The sequence below is a fragment of the Microbacterium sp. genome (assembly GCF_047607225.1).
Lineage (GTDB): Bacteria > Actinomycetota > Actinomycetes > Actinomycetales > Microbacteriaceae > Microbacterium.
On sequence record NZ_JASGDO010000061.1, the window covers coordinates 64,846 to 81,552 of the forward strand.

General features: G+C 70.4%; 14 protein-coding genes and 1 riboswitch. Of the genes, 10 read left to right on the forward strand and 4 right to left on the reverse strand.

All coding sequences use genetic code 11. The features are described 5' to 3' along the window. Positions 1-39: 39 nt before the first annotated feature. From QM591_RS12685 to QM591_RS12705, 5 genes are read left to right on the forward strand one after another with little or no spacing between them, the layout of a single operon-like run. Complete coding sequence (locus tag QM591_RS12685; protein ID WP_415132750.1) at positions 40-1,200, forward strand: M24 family metallopeptidase; 1,161 nt, start codon at positions 40-42, stop codon at positions 1,198-1,200. Next, positions 1,200-2,576 carry a M20/M25/M40 family metallo-hydrolase gene (locus QM591_RS12690; RefSeq protein ID WP_415132751.1) on the forward strand — a complete coding sequence of 459 codons (1,377 nt, stop codon included), beginning with the start codon at positions 1,200-1,202 and terminating at the stop codon, positions 2,574-2,576. The genes QM591_RS12685 and QM591_RS12690 overlap by 1 nt, the downstream gene beginning before the upstream one ends. Continuing rightward, positions 2,573-3,175 (forward strand): Lrp/AsnC family transcriptional regulator, encoded by a 603-nt coding sequence (locus tag QM591_RS12695; protein WP_415132752.1) that lies wholly within the window; start codon positions 2,573-2,575, stop codon positions 3,173-3,175. The genes QM591_RS12690 and QM591_RS12695 overlap by 4 nt, the downstream gene beginning before the upstream one ends. Further along, positions 3,175-4,371, forward strand: coding sequence for a pyridoxal phosphate-dependent aminotransferase (locus QM591_RS12700; RefSeq protein ID WP_415132753.1), 1,197 nt, complete (start codon positions 3,175-3,177; stop codon positions 4,369-4,371). The genes QM591_RS12695 and QM591_RS12700 overlap by 1 nt, the downstream gene beginning before the upstream one ends. A gap of 26 nt (positions 4,372-4,397) precedes the next feature. After that, complete coding sequence (locus QM591_RS12705) at positions 4,398-5,165, forward strand: CPBP family intramembrane glutamic endopeptidase (RefSeq protein ID WP_415132754.1); 768 nt, start codon at positions 4,398-4,400, stop codon at positions 5,163-5,165. Between the two features lie 21 nt (positions 5,166-5,186). Here QM591_RS12705 and gcvP read toward each other — a convergent pair whose 3' ends face one another. From gcvP to QM591_RS12725, 4 genes are all read right to left on the reverse strand, one after another. Beyond that, complete coding sequence (gene gcvP / locus QM591_RS12710; RefSeq protein ID WP_415132764.1) at positions 5,187-8,000, reverse strand: aminomethyl-transferring glycine dehydrogenase; 2,814 nt, start codon at positions 7,998-8,000, stop codon at positions 5,187-5,189. A 53-nt stretch (positions 8,001-8,053) separates the two neighbouring features. Next, positions 8,054-8,437, reverse strand: a complete 384-nt coding sequence (gene gcvH, locus QM591_RS12715; protein ID WP_415132755.1) for a glycine cleavage system protein GcvH — start codon at positions 8,435-8,437, stop codon at positions 8,054-8,056. Further along, entirely contained in the window at positions 8,434-9,579 is a 1,146-nt protein-coding gene (gcvT, locus tag QM591_RS12720; RefSeq protein ID WP_415132756.1) for a glycine cleavage system aminomethyltransferase GcvT, read from the reverse strand. The genes gcvH and gcvT overlap by 4 nt, the downstream gene beginning before the upstream one ends. A 149-nt stretch (positions 9,580-9,728) precedes the next feature. After that, positions 9,729-9,824, reverse strand: a riboswitch (glycine riboswitch). A gap of 38 nt (positions 9,825-9,862) precedes the next feature. Further along, positions 9,863-11,047, reverse strand: coding sequence for a MarP family serine protease (locus QM591_RS12725; RefSeq protein ID WP_415132757.1), 1,185 nt, complete (start codon positions 11,045-11,047; stop codon positions 9,863-9,865). A 200-nt stretch (positions 11,048-11,247) separates the two neighbouring features. Between QM591_RS12725 and QM591_RS12730 the strand changes: the two genes are divergently transcribed. From QM591_RS12730 to QM591_RS12750, 5 genes are all read left to right on the forward strand, one after another. Beyond that, the gene (locus QM591_RS12730; protein ID WP_415132758.1) at positions 11,248-11,958 is read left to right on the forward strand and encodes an NUDIX hydrolase; all 711 of its coding nucleotides are present in this window, start codon (positions 11,248-11,250) and stop codon (positions 11,956-11,958) included. A 42-nt stretch (positions 11,959-12,000) separates the two neighbouring features. After that, positions 12,001-13,314, forward strand: coding sequence for a quinolinate synthase NadA (nadA, locus tag QM591_RS12735; protein WP_415132759.1), 1,314 nt, complete (start codon positions 12,001-12,003; stop codon positions 13,312-13,314). After that, a complete protein-coding gene (gene nadB, locus QM591_RS12740; protein ID WP_415132760.1) occupies positions 13,311-14,975 on the forward strand; it encodes an L-aspartate oxidase in 1,665 nt (554 codons plus the stop codon). The genes nadA and nadB overlap by 4 nt, the downstream gene beginning before the upstream one ends. Next, the gene (gene nadC / locus QM591_RS12745; RefSeq protein ID WP_415132761.1) at positions 14,975-15,856 is read left to right on the forward strand and encodes a carboxylating nicotinate-nucleotide diphosphorylase; all 882 of its coding nucleotides are present in this window, start codon (positions 14,975-14,977) and stop codon (positions 15,854-15,856) included. Before nadB ends, nadC begins: the two co-directional genes overlap by 1 nt. Before the next feature lie 2 nt (positions 15,857-15,858). Further along, positions 15,859-16,707: cysteine desulfurase family protein (locus tag QM591_RS12750; protein WP_415132762.1), on the forward strand; the 849-nt coding region annotated here is incomplete at its 3' end.

Below are 16,707 nucleotides of genomic sequence, written 5' to 3' on the forward strand. Positions count from 1 at the left end.
TTCGTATCGCCGGTTCCGGCGGTCGGGGAAGGAGTTACGGTGAGCAACGACACCGTTCTGATGTACGCGAGCACCGAATCGGCCGACATGCGGCACGTGATCCCTCACGAGGTGCACGACCCGTTCCTCTACATCGAGACGCACGGTGCTCGGTACACCGCGATCAAGTCGTTGGAGGCCGCGCGCATGCGCGAGGTGGAGGGGATGACCGTCTTCCCGCTGGAGGAACTGGGCTACGACGACCTCCGCGCCGCGGGTCAGGATCCCGATACGGCAGAGCTCAACGCCCTCGTCGAGGCGTGCCGACGGACCGGGGTCACGAGCGCTTCGGTGCCCCCGACGTTCCCCCTCGAGGTCGCCGACCATCTGCGTGAGCACGGGATCGAGCTCCGCGTGGACCGTGAGCTGTTCGTCATGCGTCGGAGAGTCAAGACCCCCGAAGAGCTGGCCGGGATCCGGCGGGCCCAGGTGGCCGCCGAAGCCGGCGTCTCCTTCGTGGCGGCATCACTCGATCGCGCCGAGATCGGCAGCGACGGAGGCCTGCTCCTCGATGGTCAGCCGCTCACGTGCGAGTGGCTCAAGGAGGGCATCCGCGCCGCCTATCTCCGCAACGGCTGCGAGGACGCCGGCATGATCGTCGCCCACGGGGCGCAGACCTGCATCGGCCACCACGCCGGCTCGGGTCAGATCTTCGCCGGTGAGCCCGTGACGGTGGACATCTGCCCCCGAGATGTGGTCTCGGGCGGCAACTCCGACATGACCCGGACGTTCGTCAAAGGCGAGATCAACGAGGAGCTCGCCTTCTACTACCGCATCGTGAAGGAGTCGTTCGACGCGACGCTCGCGGCCATCCGTCCGGGTCTTCCGGTCGCCGAGCTCCACCGCATCTCGTGCGAGCCGATCGAGCGGGCGGGGCAGCCCACGCAACTCTCCAAGAAGCCGGGCGAAGTGCTCGATGAGGGCTACTTCCACAGCCTGGGGCACGGTATCGGCCTCGAAGTCCACGAAGCGCCGAGCCTCAACCAGAACGATGCCGTGCTCGTGGTGGGCGACGTCATCGCGATCGAGCCGGGTTGCTACCGCCAGGGCTTCGGCGGCGTGCGGCTGGAGGACATCGTGCGGGTCACCGAGGACGGCTATGAGCTGATCACGGACTATCCGTACGAACTCACTCCGGTCTCCCTCCCTCGGGGCGCGTGATGCCGACCGGTGGCGCCGGTCGGGACGCCCGTATCCAGGCACGCGCGGCCGAGATCGTCGCCGAGTGGCAGGCCCTGTGCCGCATCCCGACGGTGGCGGGCGACCTTGCCGCGATCGGAGAGGCGGCCGACTGGCTGGAGAAGCGGCTGAGGCCGCTCATGGACCGAGTGGATCGCTATGAGATCCCCGGCTACGGCCCCGTCGTCGTGGGGTTCCGTGCCGGCGGCAGCGAGCGCACGCTGCTGCTCTACAACCACTACGACGTCCAGCCCGCGGGCGATCCGGAACGCTGGACCTCGGGGCCGTTCGAGGCGGAGATCCGAGACGGAGCGATGTACGCCCGCGGTGCCTGCGACGACAAGGCCGACGCGGCCGGGCGGCTGATCTCGCTCGAGTTGTGGATCGAGGAGAACGACGGCGAGCTGCCGTACTCCGTCATCTACCTCGCCGATCCGTGCGAAGAGATCGGGAGCCCGGGGCTGGCCGACGTCCTGGCCGCCCACGCGACGGACCTTCGATCCGACGCCTGCCTCTGGGAGAGCTACCTGCGGGAGGAGAGCGGGCGTCCCGCGATCGGATTCGGCTGCCGCGGTGCCCTCGAGATCGAGCTGCGCCTGGACCTCTTGGCGGCGCACCAGCATCCGTCGTACGCGTCCGTTCTCCGCTCGGCTCCGCTGGAGATGATGGCCGCCATCGCATCGCTGCAGACGCCCGACCAGCGGATCGCCGTCGAGGGCTTCGCCGACGGGGCGCTCCGGCCGGACGCCGAAGCGCGGCACCGGACCCAGGACATCGCGGTGCCGGGCGACTCGATCGCTCGACCCGGTATCGATCCGCATCCGCGCGTGGCGGAGGACGAGCTGCGCACCCGATTCATCTACGAGCCGTCGATGAGCCTCTCCGGCTTCGATCTCGACGACGCCGTCCGCCAGAGCATTCCGGCCTCCTGCACCGCGCGCGTGCGGTTCAGCCTCGTCCCCGGCATGGAGCCGCGTACCGCTCTCGCCGCCGTCACCCGCCACCTGCAGGCGCGGGTTCCGGAGATGCAGGTGTCGCTGATCCGCGAGATGGAGCCCGCCTACTCGCCCGTGGACTCCGCCTTCGGCGTCGCGGTCCAGCGCGCCGCGCGGCGCGCTTTCGGCGATGAGCCGGTCGTCTACGACGTGATGACCGGAGCGGGACCGGGTGCCATCTTCCTCGATCATCTCGGCGCACCGATCATCTCCCCCACGGGGACGCTCCGCCCCGAAGGCAACATGCACGGGTATGACGAGCACGGCTATGTGGAGGACTACCTCCAGCACGTGCAGTTCACCCTCGACGTGCTGCGCGAACTCGACGCGGCCGGCTTCGCTGACGGGGACCCGCAGCCATGAGTGAAACCGCGAACCCCCGCCCCGGCGAGGGAGCACCCGACGAGGCTCCGGGCCTCCGCCAGATCCTCGAGCCGGACCGCGAGCCTCTCGACCTCGATGACGTCGACCGACAGCTCCTGCAGCACCTGCACGAGGACGCGCGGCAGCCGATCCGCACCCTCGCGGCCGAGGTGGGGATGTCCGCCCCTGCGGTCGCGGAACGGATCGCGCGGCTCGAGCGCGGCCATGTGATCCGGCGTCGGACGATCGAGCTCGACTGGGCGGCGCTCGGTTATCCGCTGCTCGTGGTCATGCCGATCAAGCTGACGGCGTCGGCCGACGCTCTCGACGTCATCACCGAGCTGCGGAAGATCCCGTCGCTCACCGAGGTGCTCGTCCTCGCGTCGCGCTACGACCTCATGGCCCGCTTCCGCGTGCGCGATCACGCGGACCTGCAGCGCCTCCTGATCGAGCACGTCTGGACCATCCCGGGGATCGAGGACTCCGAGGCGATGATCTCGATCGGACGCCTGGCCGACCAGAGCCCGCTCCGGCACGTCCTCGCGCTCGACGATGCGTCGCCGACCTCCCCCACCCCGACCCGAAGGCGACGTTCCTGATGCGCATCGACGACTCCTGGCGAACCCTCGCCTCCCCCGACTTCTCCCTCTTCGCCGACATCGACGAGAGCCGCAAGATCATGATGATGGGCGCGGATCCGTTCGCACCGGATCCCTGCATCCCCTCGCACGTGATCGAGGCCACCAAGCGCGCGCTCGACGAGGGCAAGACCCACTACTCCCTCGCGAACGGATACGCCGAGCCCCGGCTGCGCGACGCGCTGGTGGCCAAGCTGCGCGACTTCAACGGCATGGAGGTGGACCCGGACACCGAGCTCATGGTCTGTCCGAGCTCGGCCTTCGGGCTGTACCTCGCGATCCGCATCTGCGTCCGCCCCAACCAGGGCGACGAAGTGCTGACGACCGGCCCCGGCTTCAGCGAGAACTTCAACGATGTCCACCAGATCGGTGCCGTGAACGTCGAGGTGCCGACCTCCCCCGACGATGACTTCGAACTGGACATCGACGAGGTGCGCGCCCGGATCACGGACCGCACGCGCTGCATCGTCATCACGAACCCCAACAACCCGACCGGCACGGTGTACCGCCGGGAGACCCTCGAGGCTCTCGCCGCCCTGGCCGAGGAGTTCGATCTGGGCGTCGTGGTCGATCAGGACTTCGAGCGCCAGGTCTACGACGACCGCGAGTACGTCACCTTCGCGACGCTCCCCGGGATGCGGGAACGGACGATCACCGTGTTCGGAACCTCGAAGGACCTGGGCCTCACCGGGTTCCGAGTGGGATACGTCGTCGCCCCCGCCGAGATCATGCCGATCCTCAAGACCGCGACGTTCAACTATGTCGGACCCACCAACACCTTCGCGCAGTACGGCGTCGCTGCCGCGTACGAGGACCCCGCCTACACCGACGAGTGGTTCGCCCGCTACGACGCCCGCCGCCGCCACGTGTTCGACGCCCTGCAGGGTATTCACGGCGTGATCTGCCGCATGCCCCAGGGCGGTTTCTATCACTGGGTCGACGTCCGCGCCCTCGGCACCTCCGTCGAGGTCGTCCGCCATCTCGTGACGACCCAGGCTCTCGGCGTCTCTCCCGGCAGTTGGTTCGCCCAGGCCGGGGAGGGCTACATTCGAGTGATGTACGGCACCAACGGTGACGACGCCGTCTTCGAGGAAGGCGTGCGACGGCTCGCGGAAGGCCTCCGAGAGCTGGCCGCGCAGCGGGGCATCGCCGGATAGGACGATGCGGGAGGGACGACTGGCGCATGAGCGAGAGCACCGTCCGCGTACCCTCAGCCCGACTGTGGTGGGAGATCGCGCTCGTTCTCGCACTGTCGGTCGGACGCTCCGCGCTCTACTCCGTCCTCTCGCTGGTGCAGGCGCTGACGCGGGAGCAGTCGCTCGGTGAGCAGTCGACATCGCTGAACCCGGGCGCCAATGCTCAGGACTTCTGGGACGTGCTGTACCAGTTCCTCGGGCAGCTCTTCGCGCTCGCTCCGATCGCGCTGGCGGTCTACTTCCTGTGGGAGCCGGGACGCTCCGCGTTCCGGCGCATCGGTCTCGACTTCCGGCGCTTCGGCCGCAACCTCGGCGGCGGAGTGCTCCTGGTCGCCGTCATCGGTATCCCCGGCCTCGGGCTTTACGCCGCCGGGCGCGCGATGGGGATCACTATGCAGGTGGACGCGTCCCCGCTCGACCCGTCGTGGTGGACGATCCCCCTGCTCCTGCTCGCTGCGGTCCGCGCCGGTCTCACGGAGGAGATCGTCTTCATCGGTTACCTGTTCGACCGCCTCCGCCGGCTCGGCTGGAACACCTGGACGATCATCCTGTCCACGGCTGCCCTGCGGGGCGCGTACCACGCGTACCAGGGGTTCGGCGCGATCGTCGGCAACATCGCGATGGGCATCGTCTTCGGATGGGTCTATCAGCGGCGGGGTCGCGTCATGCCCCTCGTCATCGCGCACACGCTCATCGACGTGATCGCCTTCATCGGCTACCCCGTGGCGGCCGCCTGGTGGCCCGGACTCTTCTGACCCGAGTCCGGACCACTCCGCTCAGGCGAAGGCCTCGATCGGCGGGCAGGCGCAGACGAGGTTGCGGTCGCCGTAGGCGTTGTCGATACGGCGTACCGGCGGCCAGTACTTCGTCCGGATCAGGCTCCGGAACGGATACACCGCCTCCTCCCGGCTGTACGCGTGGCGCCACTCCCCGGCGATGACCGATTCGGCCGTGTGGGGCGCGCCGACGAGCGGATTGTCGTCGGCCGGCCACTCGCCCGCCTGGACGCGGCGAGCCTCGGCATGGATGGCGATCATCGCCTCCACGAACCGGTCGAGCTCCCCGAGGTCTTCGGACTCGGTCGGCTCCACCATGAGGGTCCCCGCCACCGGGAACGACATCGTCGGGGCGTGGAATCCGTAGTCGATGAGGCGTTTGGCCACGTCGTCGACGGTGATCCCGGTCTCCTCCTTGAGGGGGCGGAGATCGAGGATGCACTCGTGCGCGACGAGGTCGCCGTCACCTGCGTACAACACGGGATAGTGGTTCTTCAGCCGGTGGGCGACGTAGTTGGCCGCCAAGACCGCCGCCCCGGTCGCCTCACGCAGCCCGGCCGTCCCCATCATGCGCACGTAGGCCCAGGAGATCGGGAGGATCGACGCAGAGCCGTACGGCGCCGCGGAGATCGGCCCGCCGTCGAAGACGAAGCCGCCCGCGTGCTCGGCGCGCTGCGCCAGCGGGTGCGAGGGCAGATAGGGGGCGAGGTGCGCCTTCGCCGCAACGGGGCCGACGCCCGGTCCGCCGCCACCGTGCGGGATCGCGAACGTCTTGTGGAGGTTGAGGTGGGAGACGTCGCCGCCCAGATCGCCGAAGCGCGCGAAGCCCAACAGCGCGTTGAGGTTCGCCCCATCGACGTAGACCTGACCGCCCGCCGCGTGCACGGCGGAGGTGATCTCCACGACGTCCTGCTCGTATACGCCGTGCGTGGACGGATACGTGATCATGAGCGCGGCGAGCGTCTCGGCATGCGCCGCGATCTTCTCGCGGAGGTCGGCGAGGTCGACGTTGCCCGCCTCGTCGCACGCCACGACGACCACGCGCATCCCCGCCAGAACCGCGGAGGCGGCGTTCGTCCCGTGGGCGGACGAGGGGATCAAACACACCGTGCGTTCCGTGTCGCCGTTCGCGTGGTGATAGCCGCGGATCGCCAGGAGCCCTGCCAACTCGCCCTGCGAGCCGGCATTGGGCTGCAGGGACACCGCGTCGTAGCCGGTCACTTCCGCCAGCCACGCCTCGAGCTGCTCGATCATCACGAGATACCCCGCAACGTCGTCGGCCGGGGCGAACGGATGCACCCGCGCGAACTCGGGCCAGGACACGGCGGCCATCTCGGTGGCGGCGTTCAGCTTCATCGTGCACGAGCCGAGCGGGATCATTCCGCGATCCAGCGCGTAGTCGCGATCCGCGAGCTGGGCGAGGTAACGCATCATGGCCGTCTCGGACCGGTGGACGTGGAAGACGGGATGGGTCAGGTACTCGTCTTCACGCACCAGCCCCGCAGGGATGTGGGAGGCCGCGCCCGAGCCGGCGACGAACGCGAAGGCGCGCTGCGACGGACCGCCGAACACCTGCGCGATCGCATGGAGGTCGGAGACGGTCGTGGTCTCGTCGAGCGAGATGCCGACCGAGTCGCTGTCGCGGAACCACAGCTGGAAGCCGCGTTCGCGCGCCGCGTCCAGTACCTCTGCCGCACGACCGGGAACCCGTACGACGAGGGTGTCGAAGTAGTGCTCGTGGAGCACCTCGTTCCCCGCCTCGACGAGCCACTCCCGGAGCAGCCCGGCATCGGTGGCGATCTTCGCCGCGATCGCACGCAGCCCGTCGGGACCGTGGTACACCGCGTACATCGAGGCCATCACCGCCAGGAGCACCTGTGCCGTGCAGATGTTGCTGGTGGCCTTCTCCCGTCGGATGTGCTGCTCCCGCGTCTGCAGCGACAAGCGATAGGCGGGGTGGCCCGCCGCATCCTGGGACACGCCGACCAGACGGCCGGGGAGCTGTCGCTCGAGCCCCGACCGCACGGCCATGTACCCCGCGTGGGGGCCGCCGAAGCCCATCGGCACGCCGAACCGCTGCGTCGTCCCGACCGCGATGTCCGCCCCGAGCGAGCCCGGCGATCGCAGCAGAGTCAGGGCGAGGAGATCCGCGGCGACGACCGCCAGCGCGCCGTTCGCCTGGGCGGCGGCGATGACCTCCGAGGGATCCCACACCCGTCCGCTCGCGCCCGGGTACTGCACGAACACTCCGAAGACGTCCAGGTCTTCGGGGAGCTCGCCCGCTTCGAAAGCCGCCTCGCGGATCTCGATGCCGAGGGCGGCAGCGCGGTGGGCGATCAGCGCTTTGGTCTGCGGAAGGGCGTCGGCGTCGACGAGGAAGGTGGACGAACGGCTGCGCGAGGCGCGCCGCGCCACGAGCATGCCCTCCACGACCGCCGTGGCCTCGTCGAGCATCGACGCGTTCGCGGTCTGCAGCCCGGTCAGATCGGTGACCATCGTCTGGAAGTTGATGAGCGCCTCGAGGCGGCCCTGCGAGATCTCCGGCTGGTAGGGCGTGTAGGCCGTGTACCACGACGGGTTCTCCAGGACGTTCCGAGAGATCACCGACGGGGTGACCGTGTCGTAGTAGCCCAGCCCGATCATCGACCGCGCCGGGCGGTTCAGTGCCGCGAGGTCGCGCAGCTCCGCCAGGGTCTCCGCCTCGCTCGCAGCCGCCGGGATGACCGACTCCGCCGCCGGCTCGACGCGGATCGACGAGGGCACCGCACGGTGGACCAGAGCATCGACCGACTCGTATCCGAGCGCGGCGAGCATCTGGCCCTGCGCGTCGGGCCCCGTACCGATGTGACGACGGACGAAGGGGACGCTCACTCCTCGCCACCTGTGAGGGCGACGTAGGCCTCTCGGTCGAGCAGTCCGTCCAGAGCGGACGTGTCGGCGACCTTGACCTTGATGAGCCAGGCGCCGAAGGCGTCGCCGTTGACGAGGGACGGATCATCGGAGACGGCGTCATTGATCTCGACGATCTCGCCGCTCAACGGGGCGTAGAGCTCACCGACCGACTTCGTCGACTCGATCTCGCCGCACACGTCGCCGGCCGTCACGGTCGCGCCGACCGCCGGGAGGTCGACGTAGACGACGTCACCGAGCTTGTCGGCCGCGTAGTCGGTGATCCCCACCGTGGCCACGTCGCCGTCGAGGGCGATCCACTCGTGTTCCTGGGTGTAGGCGAGAGCGTGCAGGTCGGTCATGTGGTCCTCCGGTAGAACGGCAGTGCGGTGACGGTGGCGGGGATACGGGTGCCTCGGACATCGAGGAACAGTTCGGTTCCGAGCGCGCTGGCGCGCGGGGCGACGAAGGCCATCGCGATGGGGTGCCCCAGCGTCGGGCTGAGTGCACCGCTGGTGACCTCGCCGACGGGGGCGCCCTCGGCGTCCAGGACGGCGTAGCCGGCGCGACCCGCGCGGCGCCCCTCCGCGACGAGTCCGACGAGGATCGGGGCGTCGCCCGCGACGACGGCGGCGAGAGATTGCTTGCCGACGAAGTCGTCTTTGTCGGCGGCCACCACCCGGCCCAGCCCGGCTTGCGCCGGAAGGATGTCGGCCGAGAGCTCGTGGCCGTGCAGCGGCATGCCCGCCTCCAGTCGCAGCGTGTCGCGCGAGGCGAGCCCCGCGGGGACGAGACCGCGGGACTCGCCCGCGCGGAGAAGGGCGTCCCACAGGTCGCCGGCCCGCTCATTGGTCACGAGGAGCTCGAACCCGTCCTCGCCCGTATAGCCCGTCCGGGCGACGAAGAGCTCCTCGCCCGCGAACGTGCCGTTCCGCCACGCGTAGAAGCCCAGCTCATCCAGTCCCGGGATCTCGACGGAATCGGTCGCGGCGAGGATCTCCGCGGCTCGCGGCCCCTGGACCGCGATGAGGGAGACCTCCGCGGAGATGTCCCGGACTGCGACGTCGAAGCCTCTCGCACGCTCGGCGAACGCCGCGGCAACGACCGCGTGGTTGCCGGCGTTGGAGATCACGAGGTACGAGTCCTCGCCCTGCCGGTAGACGATCACGTCGTCGACGACGCCGCCCGCCTCGTTGAGCAGCAGGGAGTACTTCGCCTTGCCTTCTCGCAAGGCCGACAGCCGTCCCGCGAGCGCGTAGTCCAGAAACGCGCCTGAATCGGGTCCGTCGATACGGAACTCGGCCATGTGGGAGATGTCGAACAGGCCCGCTGCCGTGCGGACGGCGTGGTGCTCAGCGAGGTCGGACGTGTAGCGCACGGGCATCGACCAGCCGCCGAAGTCGGTGAACGAGGCGCCGAGAGCGCGGTGCCTGTCGGCGAGCGGAGTCTCGGCGAGCGCGGTGGCGGGCACCGGATCGCCGGTGGGCAGAGCTGGGTCGGTCATGAGTTCTCCCGGGTCGGACGGGCAGACGCCGAGAACCGGCGCCCGTGAACTCCCCCTCTGTCATTGGCCTGAGAGTTTCGCCCCTCGCGCACGGCGGGCGGGCTTTCACCTTCGGCACGATCCGTGAACGGATCGTTTTCCAGAGCGGCCGGACGCGAGCGGTACGCGGACCTGAGAGATTGGCGGGGAGGCTTGCTCCTTCGGTGCCCGGACCCTCGGGCCCGGAGCTCTCCCGCACACGTCATGCGGCCTGTCTTCAGTTGCAGGCCCAGCATAGCGTGGGCTAGCTCGTGCACCGCCCCGACGCGACGGTGGGGCTCGAGGCGTCGAGGCCGTCGAGCGCCGGCCGCACCTCGGCGCTGGTCATGGCGTAGCCGCGACGGTCACCGTCGACGCCGCGTGCGAAGACGACTCCGATCACCTCGCCGTCGGGGTCCAGGAGCGGACCGCCGGAGTTCCCGGGACGCACCTCCGCCTCCAAGGCGTAGATGTCGCGCAGTGCGACGGACTGGTCATAGATGTCGGGAACGGGCACCGGTCCGACGCTGAGCACGGCGGCCGCCCCGCTCGTGAACGGGCCACCGAGGGGATACCCCTGCACCGCGGCGCGAGTGCCGGGTTCGGCCGGTGCGGCCAACTCCAGTGGCGCGGTGGGCAGTCCGCGCACCGCGATCACGGCGAGGTCGTCGACGGGGTCGAGGTACACGAGCCGCCCCTCCGCGGCGATGCCACCGGGAAGCTCCACGATCGGTGCGTCGACGCCGGCGACGACGTGCGCGTTGGTGACGACGAGACCGGAGGCCGCGACGAAGCCGGAGCCGGTCATCGTCCGGCCGCAGCTGTAGGCGGTACCGCTGATCCGCGCCACCGACTGCGCCGCGCGTTGCAGCTGCGGGTCATCGAGAGCGATGGGCGGTCCCGTCACCGGCGCCGTCACGCCGATGACCTCGGCCAGACGCGGCACGGTGTCGTCGATGACGAGCGAGCGCAACTGCGCCATGACGTCCGCGACGGGCGCCGGGGTCGCATCGTCGATGACGGTGAGCACCCGGGACGAGGCGACCGCCGCGGACACGACGGGAATCCCGGCGGTCTTCAGTCCTGCGGCGAGCGTCACGACGACGAGGGTCGTGGCGAGAATGCTGACGACTCCGCCGAAGAACCGCTCCACGGCACGCAGGCGCGTGCGGTCCGTTCCGCGGCGGAGGGCGGCGCCGATCCCCGCCCCGACCGCGACCGCCACCAGCACGATGGCGACGGCGAGCGCGCCCAGCGCGACGCTGCGCCAGAGCCCCGTCGGCACCACCGTCGAGACAGCGGGTGTGGCCAACGGCACGAGCCAGAGGGCGGCCAGAGCCCCGCCCACCATGCCGATGATGACTCCGAGACTGGCGAAGAAGCCGCGCGCGAAACCGGAGACGAGGGCCACGGCCAAGACGATCAGCACCACGATGTCGACGACGAGCATGCCGATCCCCTTTCCGCTGCGGGCATCCACCGTAACGAGGGGCGGCTCGGATTTGCCTGAGCACCGGGTACGCGCACCGCGGGCACGGGCCTGCACGGGGCACCGGCTCCTCATGGCCGGCCGACAAGATATCCCCGGCCCGGCGGATTTGCCCTTCGAGTCACAGAGACCCTAAGATCGACGAGGAACTTAGAGTCACCATGACACAAACATCCTCCTCCCCCATCGACGGCACGGAGATCCGCGTAGCGGTCTCCACCGTCATCTTCAGCTTGCGCCACGACCGCGACGCCGAGATCCCGCGGGTGATCGTTCCCCTCGTCCGGCGCACACGCGACCCGCACGCGGGCCAGTGGGCGCTTCCCGGCGGGTGGCTGGGTGCGGCGGAGAACCTCGAGGCCGCCGCGTCGCGCACCCTCGCCGAGACCACGACGCTCGCCCCGAGCTACCTCGAGCAGCTGTACGCGTTCGGCGACGTCGACCGCTCGCCCAGTCGCGTCGTCTCGATCGTCTACTGGGCCTTGGTGCGCGAGGACGACTCCCGCAACTCCGAGCTCCACAACGTCGCATGGTTCGACGTCGACACGTTGCCCGACCTCGCCTTCGACCACGCGCAGATCCTCGAGTACGCGCTGTGGCGCTTGCGCAACAAGGTCGGCTACAGCCGGATCGCGCACGGCCTGCTCGCCGAGACCTTCACCCTCGCCGACCTCCGCGAGGTCTACGAGGCCATCTTCGGCCGCCGACTCGACCCGGCGAACTTCCGCCGACAGGTCGAGAACTCGGCCACGCTCATCCCGACCGACCACTTCCGCACCGGAAGCCACCGCCCCGCACGTCTCTACCGCTACAACCATGCCGTCGAACTCGCCGACCGCGGGCCTCTCCCGGGGCCGGCGGCCGACCACTGACCACCCGCAGACGCACCGCGCGCCCTCACTCGAAGGAACCCCATGGCCGCCACCGCCCTGACCCTCCAGCCCCGACCGCTCGACCCGAGCGTCGACCACGAGATCCAGGCGATCGTGGCCGGAGAGGTCGTGGCCGAGACCTGCAACACCGACCTGGCGGCCGCTCCCTGGACCTTCGACACCCGTCCCGGGTACGGTCCGGGATCGTCGATGGGCGATGTCATCCCCACCGGCGCACCGCGCCAGGGCGCGCTCCCCGAGGAGTACCGCACGGCCGACGAAGCCGAACTCGCCGACCGCATCCGACACGCGAAGGCGACCTTGGGTGACCGCGTCGTGGTGCTCGGCCACTTCTACCAGCGCGAAGAGGTCGTGGTGCACGCCGACTACGTCGGTGACTCGTTCCAGCTCGCCCGCGCCGCCACGGAGCGCCCCGAGGCCGAGGCCATCGTGTTCTGCGGCGTGCACTTCATGGCGGAGACGGCCGATCTCCTCTCCGGTGCGGACCAGGCGGTGATCCTGCCGAACCTCGCCGCCGGGTGCTCGATGGCCGACATGGCCGACATCGATCAGGTCGAGGAGTGCTGGGAGCAGCTGGCCGACGTGCTCGGCGACCTCGACACCCCCGACGAGGACGGCCTCCTGCCCGTCATCCCCGTGACCTACATGAACTCCTCCGCCGCCATCAAGGGATTCGTGGGCCGCCATGGCGGGATCGTGTGCACGTCGTCCAACGCCCGCACGGTGCTGGAGTGGGCGTTCGCCCGCGGGAGGCGCGTGCTGTTCTTCCCCGACCAGCACCTCGGACGCAACACCGCCAAGGCGATGGGCGTACCGCTGGAGGCGATGCCGATGTGGAACCCACGGCGCCCCTTGGGCGGCTCCACCGAGTCGGAGCTCGAGGACTCGCGCGTGATCCTGTGGCACGGCTTCTGCTCCGTCCACCGTCGCTTCACGGTGGACCAGATCACCCAGGCGCGCCAGGAGCACTCCGGAGTTCGCGTCATCGTGCACCCGGAATGCCAGATGGAGGTCGTCGACGCCGCCGACGAGGCCGGCTCCACCGACTACATCCGAAAGGCGATCGCCGCCGCGACCGAGCCCACCACCTTCGCCGTCGGAACCGAGATCAACCTCGTCCAGCGCCTGGCCGCGCAGTACCCGCAGCACGAGATCTTCTGTCTCGACCCGGTCGTGTGCCCGTGCTCGACGATGTACCGCATCCATCCCGGCTACCTCGCCTGGGTCCTGGAAGGGCTCGTCGCCGGTGAGGTGCGCAATCGCATCACGGTTCCGGGCGACGTGGCCGCCCCCGCCCGCGTGGCCCTGGAACGCATGCTGGCGGCCCAGCCGTGACCCACTCCCTCCCCGCGCAGTCGCGTGCGGCCGGGACCGCACACGTCGTCATCGCCGGATCCGGCATCGCGGGGCTCACCGCAGCGCTCCACGCCGCCGACGCGGGCTGCCGCGTGACGCTCGTGACCAAGAACGCTCTGGAGGAGGCCAACACCCGGTACGCACAGGGCGGTATCGCCGCAGTGATGTTCGAGGACGACCGCGTGGAGGCACACGCGCAGGACACTCTCGTCGCGGGCGCGGGGCTGTGCGATCCCGAGGCGGTCGCGGTGTTGACATCCGAGGGCCCGGGTCGCGTGCGCGAGCTGATCGCGCGCGGGGTCGCCTTCGACCGGTCGCCGGAGGGAGCCCTGCGTCGGGGCCTCGAAGCAGCGCACTCCGCGCCTCGCGTGCTCCATGCGGGAGGTGATGCGACCGGCGCCGTCATCGAGGCCGCCCTCGTGGCACGCGTGCGCCAGAGCGACGTCGCGATCCTCGAGCACGCGCTCGTCGTGGATGCCGTCGTGGAGGGAGGTCGTGTCACCGGCGTCACCGTGCTGCAGGAAGGCTCCGACCGAGACGACACGCCGCGCACGATCGGCTGCGACGCGCTCGTGCTCGCCACCGGTGGCGCGGGGGAGTTGTACGCCCATACGACGAACCCGCGCATCGCCACCGGCGACGGCATCGCTATCGCCCGGCGCGCCGGAGCACGAGTGCGCGACCTCGAGTTCGTCCAGTTCCACCCGACGGTGCTTCCCGCCGGCGCCACGGATGTCGGCGTCGCCGAGGCCTTCCTCGTCTCCGAAGCCGTTCGCGGGGAGGGCGCCGTGCTCCGCGATCGCGAAGGTCGACGCTTCATGCCGGACGTCCATCCCGATGCGGAGCTCGCCCCGCGCGATGTCGTCGCCCGCGCCATCGCCGCCCAGATGCGACGACAGGACGGCGCCCCCGTGCTGTTGGACGCCACCGGGCTCCGTGCCGACGACGAGGCCACGGCCCGATTCCTGGCCGATCGCTTCCCGACGATCGACGCCGCAGTGCGCGCACGCGGTCTCGACTGGTCGCGCACACCGATCCCCGTCACTCCTGCCGCGCACTACGTGATGGGCGGAGTCGAGACCGATCTCTGGGGACGCACCGGCGTCCCGGGCCTGTACGCGGTGGGCGAGGTCGCCCGCACCGGCGTCCACGGCGCCAACCGGCTCGCCTCGAACTCGTTGTTGGAGGGAGCCGTGTTCGGTGCCCGCGCGGGAGATCGCCTCGCGGACGATGCGCTCGTCGCGCGCTCCGGCGGCCTGTGGCCCGTCGACTCCCCGACGCCGTCCCGCGCCGGGGTGCCGTCGGCCGCCCGGCTCGGCGTCGACGCGGACGGCTTCACGCGGCGCGGCCTGCAGGAACTCATGTGGACCCACGTCGGCCTCGTCCGAGACGACACCGGACTGCGGCACGCCGCGGCCGTCATCGATCGTTGGGAGCGAGCGCTCCCCGCGCCGCAGGCCTTCCGCGAACACGAAGACGCCAACCTCCTGCTCGTGGCGCGCGAGATCGTCACGGCGGCGCGTGCCCGAACCCGGTCGGTCGGCGCGCACTTCCGCAGCGACGACACCGAGCCGTCGCCTCACGCGATGCCCGCCCCTCGACGCGACCGCGAGCCGCTCTCCGGAAAGGTGACCGTCTGATGCTGACCCCCGCCCACATCGACCGCGTCGTCGTCGCCGCGCTGGAGGAAGACGCCCCCTGGGGAGACCTCACCGGTGAGTACCTGCTTCCGCCCGACGCGCGCGCGACGGCCGACCTCGTCGCGCGAGAAGACGGCGTGTTCTGCGGCGGCGACGTCTTCGCCGCCGCCTTCCGGCTCACCGACCCGCGGATCGAGATCGAGGTGTCGATCCCCGATGGCTCCCCAATGGCGCCCGGGCAGGTCCTGGCGACCGTCTCGGGCCACGCCCGGAGTGTGCTGACGGCGGAGCGGGTCGGCCTGAACTTCGCGCAACGGATGAGTGGCATCGCGACGCTCACCTCGCGCTACGTCGCCGAGGTCGCCCACACCGGCGCGCGGATCGCGGACACCCGCAAGACCACACCCGGACTGCGCGCCCTGGAGCGACATGCCGTGCGGTGCGGGGGCGGCCACAATCACCGGTTCTCGCTCTCCGACGCCGTCATGGCCAAAGACAACCATCTCGCGGTCCTCAGCGCCCTCGCTCCCACGACGACACCCGGCGCCGCCGTCACGCAAGCGCTGCAAGCGGCCATCGCGCGTCTCCCCCACACGACGCACGTCGAGGTGGAGGTCGACCGCCTGGACCAGATCGACGCGGTCCTGGCAGCCGGCGTCGGCACGATCATGCTCGACAACTTCACCCTCGACGAGCTCCGCGCGGGAGTCGAGCGCATCGGGGGACGAGTGACCGTGGAGGCGTCGGGCGGGGTGTCGCTGGAGACCGTCCGCGCCATCGCCGAGACCGGCGTGGATGTCATCTCGGTCGGTGCGCTCACCCATTCCGCACCGGCGGTGGATCTGGGGCTCGACGTGCGAGTGGAGATCGCGGGGATCTGAGCATGCTCTATCTCGATCACGCCGCCACGACCCCCGTGCGGGCCGAGGTACGCGAGGCGATGCTGCCGTTCCTCGGCGAGCGGTTCGGCAATCCGTCCAGCCACCACACCGTCGGTGAGGCTGCCGCCGATGCCCTCTCCGACGCACGTCGCCGCGTCGCGTCGATACTGGGAATGCGCGCCGGTGACATCGTCTTCACCTCGGGAGGCACCGAAGCGAACAACCTCGCGATCAAGGGACTCGCTCTGGGTGCCGCTGCCGCCCGCGCCGAGCGGGACTCCCCCGCCGACGGACGGGGGCGCACCGTGCTTCGGCCGGTGCACATCGTCACGACCCAGATCGAGCACGAGTCGGTCCTCGCGTCCTGCGAGTACCTGGAGCGGTTTCACGGCTTCACCGTGACGCGCCTCCCGGTGTCCTCGACCGGTCGGGTCGACCCCGACGACCTCGCCGCGGCGCTCGGCCCGGAAACGGCGCTCGTGACGCTCGGATATGCCAACAACGAGATCGGCACGATTCAGGACGTCGCCCGCATCGCCGCCGTGTGCGCCGCTGCGCGCACACCGCTCCACCTCGACGCGGTGCAGGCCGCCGGCTGGCTGCCCCTTCGGGCGACGGGGGCCGACGCCCTCTCCATCGCCGGACACAAGATCGGCGCGGCCCCCGGCAGCGGTGTGCTCGCCGTGCGCGGCCGTCTGCCGCTGGAACCGCTGCTCCACGGCGGGGGCCAGGAGCGCGACCGCCGCAGCGGAACCGAGAACGTCGCGGCGGCGGTGGGCTTCGCCGTCGCGCTGGAGCTCGCGGAGGCGGAACGCGAGGAGGGGGCGGCGCGCGCCGCCCGCCGCCGCGAC

Coding starts and splice junctions, on each gene's coding strand:
- QM591_RS12690 (WP_415132751.1), top strand. CDS start 1,200: ATGCCGACCGGTGGCGCCGGTCGGGACGCCCGTATCCAGGCACGCGCG.
- QM591_RS12695 (WP_415132752.1), top strand. CDS start 2,573: ATGAGTGAAACCGCGAACCCCCGCCCCGGCGAGGGAGCACCCGACGAG.
- QM591_RS12700 (WP_415132753.1), top strand. CDS start 3,175: ATGCGCATCGACGACTCCTGGCGAACCCTCGCCTCCCCCGACTTCTCC.
- QM591_RS12705 (WP_415132754.1), top strand. CDS start 4,398: ATGAGCGAGAGCACCGTCCGCGTACCCTCAGCCCGACTGTGGTGGGAG.
- gcvP (WP_415132764.1), bottom strand. CDS start 8,000: ATGCTCGCCGCGCTCGGATACGAGTCGGTCGATGCTCTGGTCCACCGT.
- gcvH (WP_415132755.1), bottom strand. CDS start 8,437: ATGACCGACCTGCACGCTCTCGCCTACACCCAGGAACACGAGTGGATC.
- gcvT (WP_415132756.1), bottom strand. CDS start 9,579: ATGACCGACCCAGCTCTGCCCACCGGCGATCCGGTGCCCGCCACCGCG.
- QM591_RS12725 (WP_415132757.1), bottom strand. CDS start 11,047: ATGCTCGTCGTCGACATCGTGGTGCTGATCGTCTTGGCCGTGGCCCTC.
- QM591_RS12730 (WP_415132758.1), top strand. CDS start 11,248: ATGACACAAACATCCTCCTCCCCCATCGACGGCACGGAGATCCGCGTA.
- nadA (WP_415132759.1), top strand. CDS start 12,001: ATGGCCGCCACCGCCCTGACCCTCCAGCCCCGACCGCTCGACCCGAGC.
- nadC (WP_415132761.1), top strand. CDS start 14,975: ATGCTGACCCCCGCCCACATCGACCGCGTCGTCGTCGCCGCGCTGGAG.